The organism is Leifsonia sp. 2MCAF36 (assembly GCF_052115525.1).
GTDB lineage: Bacteria > Actinomycetota > Actinomycetes > Actinomycetales > Microbacteriaceae > Leifsonia.
In genome coordinates, this window is record NZ_JBFRGV010000006.1 from 84580 (window position 1) to 98260 (window position 13681).

The window sequence follows — 13681 nt, forward strand, 5'->3', positions numbered from 1 at the left end:
TCTCACCATCCACCGTGGATGGTGGGAAAACCTTACGACACTCGGTTTTCAGAAATCAAGCGCTGTTCGGTTTATCCTCGGGACATGGCACGACGAGGGGCATATGCGAAAGGCGTGGCGAAGCGCGAGGAGATCCTCGAGCGCGCTCTGGACGTCATCGCCCGCGAGGGCTACCGCGGGGCGTCGGTCAAGGAACTGGCAGAGGCGGTCGGGCTCAGTCAGGCCGGGCTCCTCCACTACTTCGACAGCAAGGACGAGCTCTTCACGGCGATCCTCCGCAAGCGCGACGAGGTCGACTCCCGCCGGTTCGGCGACATCGACGAAGAGGTGACCCGCGAGCGACTGCGCGAGGGTTTCGTCGGCATCGTCCGCCACAACTCCGAGGTTCCCGGGCTGGTGCAGCTGTTCTCGCGCCTCGCCGTTGAGGCCGGTGACGCCGAGCATCCCGCGCACGAGTACTTCGTCGAGCGGAGCGCCCGCCTGCGCGAGATGTTCACCGGCGTCTTCGCCCGTGAGCAGCAGAGCGGCGGCCCCGCCGCAGGAGTCGACCCGGAGACGCTCGCCCGGATCGTGCAGGCGGTCTCCGACGGCCTTCAGCTGCAGTGGCTCCAGGACCCGTCGGTCGACATGGCGGCCGCGGTGGATGCGGTCTTCGACCTGCTCGAGGTGGGAATAGCACGGCCAGGGACCAACCAGTCCGACTGCATAGGAGCCAGGTAGCTCTCGTGCCCCCCATGGGAGGGCGTGACAACTGGTCCCACAGCTAGCAGTATGAACTAGTTCGGGAGGTCTATTAATTTGCCAACCAAGTCATGCCGGTACAGTCATACAGACGGGGGATCACATCACTATGTTTCCTGCTCTGGCGATATCTACATGTGCCATGCGCATCATCGAGGATCATCGCGACAGTCCAAGAAGTCAATATGGGCCATCGATCGCCCGAGCGAGTGCCACACATTTTGCGCGGCTCAGACCTTGGCTGACGTTGACCGCGACGGCGTGTGGTACATATCAAAAGGCGCGAAGCGTGTGCTGGGGACTCGCAACGAACGGCTGGCTTTTTTTCAAGGTGCTACTAATCCGACCGTGCCGTGGCATGGTTATCCCGTTGGGGCCTCATCACCGGGGCAGTCGCGACACATGCCACCTGCAGAAATAATTTCTGGGTGGCGCCAATCGGGCCGAATCAACGACCAAGTCGAAGACAAACTTCGGCGTGGGATATTGTGAGCGACAAAATTCAGAGTGCTACCGTACGCATCCCAGGGCGTTGGCGGGACGCATGGCTTTACAGGGGACAGCTCCTGCTGTGGTCCCAGGACGGGAACATCTTCTTAGTCCCGGTGGAGGCGATTCAGGCGTCCGTCCGGATGCAAGCGGGAACACAGGTCGGACTGGCTTACGACTACCTCATATTCCGAAACGACTGGAAGTACTCCGAGCCTTTCACGCGATTGCTGCGAATTGCGGGCGCGCGCAGTGGAATTTTTGAGTGCCTTGACGATGCCGCTTCGGCCACGGTTACGGTGCCTATCGACAAGTTTCTCAGAGAGGTAAGAACTGACCGCATACCCGGCTACGCGCTTGATTGCGCGGTGTACGGCAACCGACTCTACACGTGCACGGAATCTGGGTTATTTGAAAGCGTGCTTCCCGGCGAGCACTTTTCCTCTTCGTTCAATCCGCAACTTCAGCTCCTCGATTTCAGGGTGTTGAACGTCGACACCCTAGGTGGTCGGCTGGTCGCTTCGGGCGCTGACCGCGGGGCGTTCCAACGACAGATAAACCTCGGATCGGGCGAAGGGTGGATCGAAGATGCAGTCGTCGCGCCCTCTCAGATCGACGACTACTCGAGGCGCGTATCGTTTGCCAACTACAGTGTTCTGAATTACACGGGCGAAGTTGCGCCAACTTTGATTCGTACACAAACCGCGAGACGGCGTACGTCGGAGGCCGCGACTTACGACGAGACTGTCATCGACGGATATGAGGCCCCCGCAACTATTGACGAACAGCTTGCAGGAGCTCTGGACCATGACGAAACAGCCGCGGATTTCAAGGTGGTTGGCAATTCGAATAACCAGCTGCTTGTTCGCAACGCGGGCAGGTACAAAGTCGTGAGTCTGTACACGGATCCCAACGCTGTGACAAAAGCGAAGATCAGCACACGATATCGCCGCAACGCTGTCCGACCCGATCTGGCGGAAAGCACCCTTCTTACGCATCGTCTTCGCGCCGGTTTTCTGATGGAGCAGTTCGAGGGCGTGGGGCTAATTACTGAGCGGGGGTCTTACAGCCTCGTCAACGAGTCAGTGTCGCGCGTCCGTACCTTCCCGCGCTCGAAGTTCTATCATGATGCGTTTGCGACGATTTCAAGCACCCACATAGACCTCGTTGGATTCCTCGAACCCAATATCTAGTTCGTCCGTCACCGTGTAGCCAGAAACCTATCTTGACCCAATAGAAGCGCATTACGGGTGTCTGATCTCTGCGCGATCTGTTCATCTCCAAGCAGAAACCTGCGCTCTTGGTGTGGGCCCTGCCGGGATCGAACCGACGACATCCACGGTGTAAACGTGGCGCTCTACCAGCTGAGCTAAAGGCCCTGGATGCCGTCCAGCCTAGCCGGTCGGAAAGGGAGGGGTTTCAGGGCGACGCGCCGAGCCGATACGAGGAACGGAGGAGGAAGTCGCCCCACGGAGCGCGGAACTCCTCCCGTCCCGACGGCGGCAACGCCGGACGGGGTCAGACGTGGGCGGGCAGGCGGTCCAGCGCCGCGCGGTACGACTCGATCGAGCGCGCCTCGCCGGGGGCGGTGATGAACGATGCGCGGATGATGCCGCGCTCGTCGACGAGGAACGTCGCGCGGTTCGCGAAGCCCTTCTCGGGCAGGAACACGCCGTACTCCTTGGCGATGTCGCCGTGCGGCCAGAAGTCGGCCAGCAGCGAGAACGTGTAGCCCTCCTGCTCCGCCCAGGCCCGCAGCGTGTACTTGGAGTCGACGGAGACGCCGAGCAGTTCCACCCGGTGGTCCTCGAACAGGCCGAGGTTGTCGCGCAGCGCGCACAGCTCGCCGGTGCAGGTGCCGGAGAACGCCAGCGGGAAGAAGACGATCGCGACGGCTTTGCGGCCACGGAAGTCGCTCAGCCGAACGGTCTCGCCGTACTGGTTCAGTAGTTCGAAGTCGGGGGCGAGCGTGTCGTTCTCGAGGGCCATGGTGTCGTCCTTTCACGCCCGCGTCGCGCAGCACACCGGCGGGCACGAGGACTGAGCCTAGACCTCCGTGCTGCAAGTACCAAGTGACGGTCAACGACGCCCACGGAGTGCGGCTAGGCTGAAGGATGGTGTCCACGCTTGTCGAGAACCGACAGCCCCGAGGCACGTCCACGATCCATCCGACACAAGAAAGAGGTCGAGGGTGACTGTAAACGACCAGGACCCGTACTCGATGAACAACATCGATTCGGACCCGGAGGAGACCGCCGAGTGGCAGGAATCCCTCGACCAACTGGTTGCGGCTAATGGCCATGAGCGGGCGCGCGAGATCATGCTCAGCCTGCTCAAGCGCTCCAAGGACCTGCACGTCGGCGTCCCGATGGTCCCGACGACGGACTACATCAACACCATCTCCCCGGAGAACGAGCCCGAGTTCCCGGGCGACGAGGAGGTCGAGCGCCGCTACCGGGCCTGGATCCGCTGGAACGCGGCCGTCATGGTGCACCGGGCGCAGCGTCCCGGCATCGCCGTCGGGGGTCACCTCTCCAGCTACGCCTCCAGCGCGACGCTGTACGAGATCGGCTTCAACCACTTCTTCCGCGGCCAGGACCACCCGGGCGGCGGCGACCAGGTCTTCTTCCAGGGCCATGCCTCCCCCGGCCCGTACGCCCGCGCCTTCCTCGAGGGCCGGCTGAGCGCCGACCAGCTCGACGGGTTCCGCCAGGAGAAGTCGCACGCCGGCGGCGGCCTGTCGAGCTACCCGCACCCGCGTCTGATGCCGGAGTTCTGGCAGTTCCCGACCGTGTCGATGGGTCTCGGCCCGATCAACGCGATCTACCAGGCGCAGCTCAACAAATACATCACCAACCGCGGTATCCGCGATGCGAGCGACCAGCACGTCTGGGCGTTCCTCGGCGACGGTGAGATGGACGAGGTCGAGTCGCGTGGTCAGCTCCAGGTGGCGGCCAACGAGAAGCTCGACAACCTGACCTTCGTCGTCAACGCGAACCTGCAGCGCCTCGACGGCCCGGTCCGCGGCAACGGCAAGATCATCCAGGAGCTGGAGAGCTACTTCCGTGGCGCCGGCTGGAACGTCATCAAGGTCATCTGGGGCCGCGAGTGGGACGACCTGCTCGCCCGCGACACCGACGGCGCGCTGGTCAACCTGATGAACCAGACGCCGGACGGCGACTACCAGACCTACAAGACCGAGAACGGCGCGTACGTGCGCGAGAACTTCTTCGGTCGCGACCCGCGAACGCTCGAACTCGTCAAGGACTTCACCGACGACGAGGTCTGGGGCCTCAAGCGCGGCGGCCACGACTACCGCAAGGTGTACGCGGCGTTCAAGGCGGCCGTGGAGCACAAGGGCCAGCCCACCGTCATCATCGCGAAGACCATCAAGGGCTACGGCCTCGGTCCGTCGTTCGAGGGCCGCAACGCGACCCACCAGATGAAGAAGATGACGCTGGACAACCTCAAGGCGTTCCGCGACGCGATGCGCATCCCGATCACCGACGGGCAGCTGGAGGAGAACCCCTACCTCCCGCCGTACTTCAACCCGGGACCGGACGACGAGGCCATCCAGTACCTGCACGACCGCCGCCGCGCACTCGGCGGTTACGTGCCGGAGCGCCGCGCCAAGTACACGCAGCTCAACCTGCCCGACGACTCGGCGTACGCGATCTCCAAGCGGGGATCGGGCACGCAGGAGATCGCCACCACCATGGCGTTCGTCCGCCTGCTGAAGGACCTGCTGCGCTCGAAGGACTTCGGCCACCGCATCGTCCCGATCATCCCGGACGAGGCGCGCACGTTCGGTATGGACGCCTTCTTCCCGAACGCGAAGATCTACAACCCGAACGGCCAGCACTACACGTCGGTCGACCGTGAGCAGCTCCTGGCGTACAAGGAGAGCCCGCAGGGTCAGATCATCCACGTCGGCATCAACGAGGCGGGCGCGCTGGCCGCGTTCACCAACGTCGGAACGTCGTACTCGACGCAGGGCGAGCCGCTCATCCCGGTGTACGTCTTCTACTCGATGTTCGGCTTCCAGCGCACGGGCGACGCCATGTGGGCGGCGGGCGACCAGATGGCGCGCGGCTTCCTCATCGGCGCCACCGCCGGCCGCACCACGCTGACCGGCGAGGGCCTGCAGCACGCCGACGGCCACTCCCCCGTCCTCGCGTCGACGAACCCGGCGGTCGTCCAGTACGACCCCGCGTACGGCTACGAGATCGGCCACATCGTGCGCGCCGGGCTGGAGCGGATGTACGGCGGCAGCCACCCGAACCCGAACGTCATGTACTACCTCACGGTGTACAACGAGCCGATCGTCCAGCCGGCCGAGCCGGAGGGCGTGGATGTGGACGGCATCGTCCGCGGCCTCTACCGGCTGCGCGCCGGTGAGGGCGAGGGCCCGAAGGCCCAGCTGCTCGCGTCCGGTGTCTCGGTGCCGTGGGCGCTCGAGGCGCAGCAACTGCTGCAGCAGGACTGGGGCGTCTCCGCCGACGTGTGGAGTGTCACCTCCTGGGGCGAGCTGCGTCGCGACGGCCTGGCGGCGGAGGAGCACAACTTCCTCTACCCGCAGCAGGAGAAGCAGGTGCCGTACGTCACCCGCAAGCTGGAGAGCGCCGACGGCCCGTTCGTCGCGGTCACCGACTACTCGCACGCCGTGCCGGACATGATCCGTCAGTTCGTGCCGGGTCGGTACGCCACGCTGGGCGCCGACGACTTCGGCTTCTCGGACACCCGCCCGGCGGCCCGCCGCTTCTTCAAGATCGACGGACCGTCGATGGTGGTCCGGACGCTGGAGCTGCTGGCCGAGCAGGGCAAGGTCGACCCGAACGCACCGGCCTGGGCGATCGAGAAGTACCTGCTGCACGACGTCAACGCCGGCACCACCGGCTCTGCGGGCGGCGAGGCGTAACCGCCCCGTGGCCGGCAGCGCCGTGGAGAGGACGAAGCCCGAGACGCTCGCGTGGCTGCGCAAGATCTCGGGTGAGCTGGCCACGACCACGCTCAAGAAGCTCGAAGACACCCTTCCCTGGTACCGCGACATGCCACCGGGCCGACGAAGCGCCGTCGGCCTGGTGGCCCAGGCGGGCATCTCGTCGTTCATCTCCTGGTACGACGACCCGCGCTCGACGCCGTGGATCGCGGCGGACGTCTTCGGTGCGGCCCCGCGGGAGCTGCTCCGCAGCGTCAGCCTCCAGCAGACCCTCCAGCTGATCAAGATCACCGTCGAGGTGGTCGAGGAGCGGGTGAAGAGCGCCGGCGGCGAGGACCTGCGGGAGGCGATCCTGCTGTACTCCCGCGAGATCGCCTTCGCCGCCGCGGACGTCTACGCGCGGGCCGCCGAGGCGCGCGGCCTATGGGACGCCCGGCTGGAGGCGCTGGTCGTCGACAGCATCCTGACCGGCGAGTACGACGACGAACTGCCCAGCCGCATCGCTGCGCTCGGCTGGCACGGCCACGGCGAGGTCAGCGTCCTGGTCGGCACCGCACCGAAGATGCTCGACGTCGACCAGCTGCGCCGTACCGCGCGGCACATGTCGGCCGATGTGCTGATCGGTGTGCAGGGCAGCCGGCTGGTGCTGGTCATCGGTCGGGCCTTCCCGAGCAACAGCGCCCCGGACGACGCGATCGGCCCGATGCCGACGGTCTCGTTCCTGGAGATCGCGCAGCATCTGGAGCCGGGTTTCGGCGCCGGCCACCTGGTGCTCGGCCACGAGGTGCCAAGCCTGGTGGATGCGTCCAAGAGCGCGAAGGCGGCACTGGCCGGTTTCGCGGTCGCCAAGGCCTGGCGGAACTGCCCGCGGCCGGTCCACGCGGACGATCTGCTGCCGGAGCGCGCGCTCGCGGGCGACGGCCTGGCCCGCGCGACGCTGATCAGCCGGATCTACCGTCCGCTGCAGGCGCACTCGACCGAGTTGCTGACGACGCTCTGGTGCTACCTCGACAACGGCCGGTCGCTGGAGGCGACGGCGCGCGAACTCTTCGTTCACCCCAACACCGTGCGCTACCGCCTCAAGCGGGTCTCCGAGGTGATCGGGTGGGATGCGACGGGAGCGCGCGAGGCGCTCATCCTGCAGGCCGCCCTCATCGTCGGGTCGATCAACGAGCCGGACTCGCCGCGTCGCGGCAGCTGAGTTTGTAGAGAGCCACAAGCATTCTTCGAATACTTCGTACCCAACCGACACATCCGCCCGGCGGAAGATTGGCAGACTGGAAACCGTGATCGTCATCGTGTGCCCGGGGCAGGGATCCCAGACCCCGGGCTTCCTGGAGCCGTGGCTCGCCGAGTCCTCCTTCCGGGATCAGCTGACCGGCATCTCCGACGCCGTCGGCATCGACCTCGTCGCGCACGGCACGACGAGCGACGCCGACACGATCCGCGACACCGCCGTGGCCCAGCCGCTGATCGTCTCGGCGGGCCTGCTGACCCTGTCGGCGCTGCTCGCCGACGGACGCCGTGAGCGCGTCGGCGGCATCGCCGGCCACTCGGTCGGCGAGCTGACGGCCGCAGCCGGAGCGGGCGTCCTCAGCGAGACGGATGCGGTGGCGTTCGTGCGCGAGCGCGGCGCCGCGATGGCCAAAGCCGCCGCAGAGGTGCAGACCGGCATGAGCGCCGTCATCGGCGCCGACGAGGCCGAGCTGCCGGCCCGTCTGGACGAGCTCGGGCTCTCCCCCGCCAACTACAACGGCGGAGGCCAGATCGTGGTCGCCGGCGCCCTGGAGGCGCTCGCCCAGCTGGCCGAGAACCCGCCGGCCCGCGCGCGGGTCATCCCGCTGCAGGTCGCCGGCGCCTTCCACACGCGCTACATGGCTCCCGCCGTTCCCGCGCTCGAAGCGTTCGCGCAGACCCTGAGTACCAACGACCCGACGCTGCGGCTCTGGACCAACAAGGACGGCTCCGAGGTCACCGACGGCGCCGAGTTCCTGCGGCTGCTGGTCGGCCAGGTCTCGTCGCCGGTCCGCTGGGACCTCGACATGGCGGCGTTCCAGGGGGCCGGCGTGACCGGCCTGATCGAGGTCGCCCCCGCCGGCGCTCTCGTCGGCCTCGCCAAGCGCGGGCTGAAGGGCGTCCCGACCGTCGCCATCAAGACGCCGGACGACCTGCCGGCCGCCTTCGACCTCATCGACCAAGCCGCGTAGGCCCCAAGGAGCTCCCCCGATGTCCCACCCCACGCTTCAGCAGTCGCACGGCCCCCAGTACACGCGCATCCTCTCCATCGGAGCGGCCCGCGGCGACCTCGTCGTCCCGAACGAGGACCTCATCGGCCCGATCAACTCCTCGGACGAGTGGATCCGCCAGCGCACCGGAATCATCACGCGCACGCGGGCGAGCCGCGGCATCCTCGCCGTCGACCTGGCCACCGAGGCCTCGAAGGAGGCGATCGAGAAGTCGGGCGTCGACCCCAAGCTGATCGACGCCGTCATCGTCGCGACCGTCTCCAATGTGCAGCAGACGCCGTCGATCGCTGCCGTCCTCGCCGACCGGGTGGGTGCGAATCCCGCCGCGGCGTATGACATGAATGCTGCATGCGCCGGCTACGCCTACGGAATCGCCCAGGCCGACGCGCTCATCCGCACCGGAGCCGCCCACTACGCGCTCGTGGTCGGGGCCGAGAAGCTCTCCGACGTCGTCGACCCCACCGACCGCACCATCTCGTTCCTGCTGGGCGACGGCGCCGGCGCTGTCGTGATCGGCCCGAGCGACTACCCCGGCATTGCGAAGACGGTGTGGGGCTCCGACGGCTCCAAGGCCGACGCGGTCGGGATGGGCAACACGCTCCTCGAGTACCGCGACGAGGGTGCGCCGTGGCCGACCCTCCGTCAGGAGGGCCAGACGGTCTTCCGCTGGGCGGTGTGGGAGATGGCGAAGGTCGCCAAGCAGGCACTCGACGAGGCCGGGGTCTCCCCCGACCAGCTCGCCGCGTTCATCCCGCACCAGGCGAACATGCGGATCGTGGACGAGTTCGCCAAGCAGCTGAAGCTGCCCGACACCGTCGCGATCGCCCGCGACATCGAGACGACGGGGAACACCTCAGCCGCGTCCATCCCCCTCGCGACCCACCGCCTGCTCCAGGAGAACCCGGAGCTCAGCGGCGGCCTGGCGCTGCAGATCGGCTTCGGCGCCGGTCTCGTCTTCGGCGCGCAGGTCGTCGTGCTGCCCTAGACTGGTCCACGGTCAAAAACGACACCCCCTCAAGGAGAAAACACCATGGCATTGTCCACCGAAGAAGTTCTTGCCGGCCTGGCTGAGCTCATCAACGACGAGACCGGCATCGCGACCGACACGGTCGAGCTGGACAAGTCGTTCACCGATGATCTCGACATCGACTCCATCTCGATGATGACCATCGTGGTCAACGCCGAGGACAAGTTCGACGTCAAGATCCCGGACGAGGAAGTCAAGAACCTGAAGACCGTCGGAGACGCGGTCGAGTTCATCGTCAAGGCGCAGGACGCCTAGCGCTAAGCCCAAGAATCTTCCGCGCGGGCGGCGGCCCTGAGTCGTCGCCCGTGCGCGGCGGGCCTCCCAAGAGCGTGCCGTCGTCGTTTCTCTAGAGAGTTGCCGTTATGAGACCCAAGAAGATCGTCGTCACCGGTATGGGTGCGACCTCGCCCCTCGGTGGCACCGCCCCGGACAGCTGGGCGGGACTGCTCGCCGGCGTCTCCGGGGCCCGCACCCTCGAGCACGACTGGGTCGCGAAGTACGAACTGCCCGTGACCTTCGCCGCCGAGGCCATCGTGCGCCCTGAGGAGGTGCTGGAGCGCCCCGTCGCGAAGCGCCTCGACCCGTCCAGCCAGTTCGCGCTCATCTCCGCCATGGAGGCGTGGGAGGACGCGGGACGTCCGGAGGTCGCTCCCGAGCGTCTGGGCGTCGACTTCGCCACCGGTATCGGCGGCGTCTGGACGCTGCTGGACGCCTGGGACACCCTGCGTGAGCGCGGCCCGCGCCGCGTGCTGCCGATGACCGTGCCGATGCTGATGCCCAACGCGGCCGCCGCCGCCGTATCGATGCACTTCGAAGCCCGTGCCTTCGCCCGCACCGTCGCCTCCGCCTGCGCGTCGAGCACCGAATCCATCGTCAACGCCTACGACCACCTGCAGGCCGGCTACGCCGACGTCGTGATCGCGGGCGGCACCGAGTCGGCCATCCACCCGATCACCGTCGCCTCGTTCTCGTCGATGCAGGCGCTGTCCCGCCGCAACGACGACCCGGCGCACGCGTCGCGCCCCTACAGCGTCGACCGCGACGGCTTCGTCATGGGCGAGGGCGCCGCAAGCCTCGTGCTCGAGACCGAGGAGCACGCCCTGGCGCGCGGCGCCCGCATCTACGCGGAGCTCGCGGGCGGCGGCGTGACCGCCGACTCGTACCACATCACCGCCAACGACCCGGAGGGACGCGGCGCCAGCCGTGCCGTCAACCGCGCGCTCGCCCAGGCGGGTGCGTCGCCGGACGACGTGACCCACATCAACGCCCACGCGACGAGCACGCCAGTCGGCGACCCGTCCGAGTACGTCGCGCTGCGCGAGGTGTTCGGCGACCGCATCCACGGCATCCCCGTGTCGGCCACCAAGGCGTCGACCGGCCACTTGCTCGGTGGAACGGGTGCGCTGGAAGCCGTGTTCAGCATCCTCGCGATCCGCGACCGTCAGGCGCCGCCGACGATCAATATCACCGAGATGGACCCGGCGATCCCGCTCCAGGTTAAGGGCGAGCCGCAGCCGCTCGGCGACGGCCCGCAGCTGGTCATCAGCAACTCGTTCGGCTTCGGCGGCCACAACGCCGTCGCCGCGTTCCGCAGCTACTGAGCCGCGACAGCAGAAGGCCCCGGTCCGTGGACCGGGGCCTTATGCGTGTCACCGCGTGCGGGCGGCCGTGGCCGGGCCCGCCGCGGGAGGCTTGGTGTCTGCGCCCCTTTGTCACCTGTGCGGCTGCGCGCACAGGCGCGCACGTGACGGGAGACCGCAGTCAGCCGACGTTGTGCAGCCAGATGACCGACGTGTCGTCGTGAGCGTGACGGAACGGCTCCAACTCCTCGTCCCACGCCTGCCCGAGGGCCAGGCGCAGCTCGCGGTGCAGCTCCAGCGTGTTCGAGCCGGCGATCTCCATGGCGTAGCGGATGCGGTCCTCCGGCACGACCATGTTGCCTGCTGTGTCCACCTGGGCGAAGAAGATTCCGAGGTCGGGCGTGTGCATCCACCGGCCGCCGTCGGTGCCGTGGCCGGCGTCCTCGGTGACCTCGTAGCGCAGGTGCTCCCAGCCGCGCAGGCCGGACGCGAGGCGCGCACCAGTGCCCGGGGGCCCGTCCCAGAAGAACTCCGTGCGCTGGGAGCCCTTCAGCACCGGCTGTGCTTCCCAGGTGAAATTGACCGCTCGCCCCAGGGCGCGACCGGCCGCCCACTCGATGTGGGGGCAGAGCGCGCTGGGAGAGGAGTGCACGTAGAGCACCCCTCGAGCTGCGTGTGCCGACATGATTCTCCTCCGTTTCGTTGGTGCGTCTTCCCCTACGACCAGGAACGGAATGGAATGCTTCGGCGTATTCAATTGGCTGCGCTCATGCGCGTTGCCATGATTATGCCTGAGAACCGCGGGTAGTTACAAGATTGTGATTCGGCGATTCACTCGCCCAGCGAACGTCGGAGCGGAATAGCATACCGAGTATGTCGGTGCAGAACGGTTTCCTGGCGCTGCTCACGCAGGGCCCCGCCTACGGCTCGCAACTGCAGAGCGAGTTCCTCTGCCGTGCGGCGCATCGCAGGCAACTCAACCCTGGTCAGGTGTATTCCACGCTCGACCGGATGTCGGATCAGGGACTGGTCGCCTCCGCCGGTGCGACCGATGACGGGCTGCCGCTGTACGCACTGACGGAAACCGGCCAGGCCGCGGCCAGCGACTGGCTGACGGCCGGTCCGGCGGACGGTCGGCCGGACTGGGACGAGATGCAGGACCAGGTCCTCATCGCCGCATCCCTCGACGGCATCGACGCGCGTGCCATCATCGACGGCTATCGCGCGGCGTACGCCGAGCGGATCCGCTACCTGTCGCACGAAGCGGACTCGCGGGCCCTGCTCGCGGCCAATCGCGCGGCGGAGCTGGGCGCGAAAGCGGCCATCGAGTGGCTGGACGAGGTGGCGGCCACGCTGGCCGCGCAGCCGGGCGCACTGGTGCAGCACCGCTCCCCCGAGCGCCCGCGTCGTGGCCGGCGGCCGTCGGCCGAGGCGACCGCCACTTCCGAGTAGCACGCAGGCAGCCAGCCGCAGGTTCGGGGCCCGTCGACGCAGCACGCCGCACGCGGGTGCGGCGCGCAGGGGCGGCGCGCGGGTGCGGAAACGGAGGTGCTTCCAACCGTTCCGGCGGCGAGCGCCTCCCTTTACCGCCGATCAGCACCACACTGTGGCGTTGTTCCTCCCTTTTCGGCACGTTCCACACGTGCGACGTGGTCGGCAGTGTCGACGTGCTCGACGTCGGGAACGGAGGAGAACCGCGCCCGACACGCCGTGGCGGTTAGGAAACGGAGGAGTTGCAAGCGGCCTCGCGGCGGGCGTTCCTCCGGTTCCGGGCTCGCGGGAACGCGCGGCGGTCAGTGGAGCAGTTCGCCCTGCTTGTTGAGGACGTTCTTCTCGCCCGCCTCGATCGGGACGGAGAACCGGTTCTGCGCCGGCGGCAGCGGGCAGTTGAAGTTGTAGCTGAAGGCGCAGGGCGGTAGAACGGCCAGGTTGAAGTCGAGCGTCACCGTGCCGTCCTCGTTCGGGACCACGAACAGAAACCGGCCGACCGAGTACGTGCTGTCGCCGTTGGTCGCGTCCGCGAACACCAGCTGGAGGGCCCGACCGGCCTTGAACGCGGCGAGGTTGTAGTCGACGCCGTCCTTCGTGAAGGTGATCTCGCCCGGGATGACCATGTCGCGCGTCGCACCGTCGTCCTTGAGGTGCTCGAAGCCGACCGTCTTGCCGCCCTCGATCGGCGTGAACGAGGCCTTGATGATCCACTCGGGGTTGAACGGGAAGGCGTCGATGGAGCCGAACTCCTGGATGGCCTCGGAGTTCGCGTCCCACACCCGCAGGGCGTAGTCGCCGTCCTCACTGGCGATGACGAAGCCCGTCGCCGTGTCGCTGAAGCGGATGGCGCCAGGGTTCGGGTCGTCCTTGCCGCGGACGATGGCGGAGCCGTCGACGAGCACCTCGTCGACGACGATGTTGTCGGTCGCCGAAGCGGTGACCTTCAGACCGGACTCGCCCTTCGGCAGCGGCGACCACAGGCCGGGCACACCCCAGATGGGCTGCTCCGACTCGGGATCGCCGGTGACCCACTGGGTGTTCACCAGCGCGAGGTTGCCCTGCGGCGCGGTGACGGCCTGCTCGCGGCGGGCGCGGTAGCGGGCGAGGACGGCGTCCGGGTCGGTCCTGGGGGCGTCGTCGCGGGCGGTGGCGGTGTCGGTCATGGTGT

Annotated in this window: 12 protein-coding genes and 1 tRNA gene; 9 read left to right on the plus strand and 4 right to left on the minus strand. The window is 67.4% G+C overall.

Annotation, left to right across the window (positions count from 1 at the left end):
- Nucleotides 1-84: 84 nt before the first annotated feature.
- Together AB4079_RS10505 and AB4079_RS10510 are read left to right on the plus strand one after the other, a co-directional pair.
- Nucleotides 85-720: a TetR/AcrR family transcriptional regulator gene (locus AB4079_RS10505; protein WP_441787243.1), complete on the plus strand. Its 636-nt coding sequence runs from the start codon at nt 85-87 to the stop codon at nt 718-720.
- A gap of 626 nt (nt 721-1346) precedes the next feature.
- Nucleotides 1347-2423 (plus strand): hypothetical protein, encoded by a 1077-nt coding sequence (locus AB4079_RS10510; protein WP_441787244.1) that lies wholly within the window; start codon nt 1347-1349, stop codon nt 2421-2423.
- A 113-nt stretch (nt 2424-2536) separates the two neighbouring features.
- On the opposite strand, the gene AB4079_RS10515 is transcribed toward AB4079_RS10510, so the two are convergent.
- Nucleotides 2537-2609: transfer RNA gene (locus AB4079_RS10515), tRNA-Val, on the minus strand.
- A gap of 139 nt (nt 2610-2748) precedes the next feature.
- Complete coding sequence (locus tag AB4079_RS10520) at nt 2749-3219, minus strand: peroxiredoxin (RefSeq protein WP_441787245.1); 471 nt, start codon at nt 3217-3219, stop codon at nt 2749-2751.
- Between the two features lie 202 nt (nt 3220-3421).
- Here AB4079_RS10520 and aceE point away from each other — a divergent pair, with 202 nt between their 5' ends.
- The 6 genes from aceE to AB4079_RS10550 all read left to right on the plus strand — a co-directional run bounded on the left by aceE (nt 3422) and on the right by AB4079_RS10550 (nt 11043).
- Nucleotides 3422-6148, plus strand: coding sequence for a pyruvate dehydrogenase (acetyl-transferring), homodimeric type (gene aceE / locus AB4079_RS10525; protein ID WP_441787246.1), 2727 nt, complete (start codon nt 3422-3424; stop codon nt 6146-6148).
- Between the two features lie 22 nt (nt 6149-6170).
- Nucleotides 6171-7370: a PucR family transcriptional regulator gene (locus AB4079_RS10530; protein WP_441787549.1), complete on the plus strand. Its 1200-nt coding sequence runs from the start codon at nt 6171-6173 to the stop codon at nt 7368-7370.
- A gap of 85 nt (nt 7371-7455) precedes the next feature.
- Nucleotides 7456-8376, plus strand: a complete 921-nt coding sequence (locus tag AB4079_RS10535; protein ID WP_441787247.1) for an ACP S-malonyltransferase — start codon at nt 7456-7458, stop codon at nt 8374-8376.
- Nucleotides 8377-8395: 19 nt separating this feature from the next.
- Entirely contained in the window at nt 8396-9400 is a 1005-nt protein-coding gene (locus AB4079_RS10540; protein ID WP_441787248.1) for a beta-ketoacyl-ACP synthase III, read from the plus strand.
- A 45-nt stretch (nt 9401-9445) separates the two neighbouring features.
- Entirely contained in the window at nt 9446-9697 is a 252-nt protein-coding gene (locus AB4079_RS10545) for an acyl carrier protein (protein WP_021765217.1), read from the plus strand.
- A 107-nt stretch (nt 9698-9804) separates the two neighbouring features.
- The gene (locus tag AB4079_RS10550) at nt 9805-11043 is read left to right on the plus strand and encodes a beta-ketoacyl-[acyl-carrier-protein] synthase family protein (RefSeq protein ID WP_441787249.1); all 1239 of its coding nucleotides are present in this window, start codon (nt 9805-9807) and stop codon (nt 11041-11043) included.
- 160 nt (nt 11044-11203) lie between these two features.
- On the opposite strand, the gene AB4079_RS10555 is transcribed toward AB4079_RS10550, so the two are convergent.
- Nucleotides 11204-11707 carry a DUF3145 domain-containing protein gene (locus AB4079_RS10555; RefSeq protein ID WP_441787250.1) on the minus strand — a complete coding sequence of 168 codons (504 nt, stop codon included), beginning with the start codon at nt 11705-11707 and terminating at the stop codon, nt 11204-11206.
- A 188-nt stretch (nt 11708-11895) separates the two neighbouring features.
- Here AB4079_RS10555 and AB4079_RS10560 point away from each other — a divergent pair, with 188 nt between their 5' ends.
- Complete coding sequence (locus AB4079_RS10560) at nt 11896-12474, plus strand: PadR family transcriptional regulator (RefSeq protein ID WP_441787251.1); 579 nt, start codon at nt 11896-11898, stop codon at nt 12472-12474.
- Between the two features lie 341 nt (nt 12475-12815).
- On the opposite strand, the gene AB4079_RS10565 is transcribed toward AB4079_RS10560, so the two are convergent.
- Nucleotides 12816-13676, minus strand: coding sequence for a DUF1684 domain-containing protein (locus AB4079_RS10565; protein WP_441787252.1), 861 nt, complete (start codon nt 13674-13676; stop codon nt 12816-12818).
- Nucleotides 13677-13681: the final 5 nt, after the last annotated feature.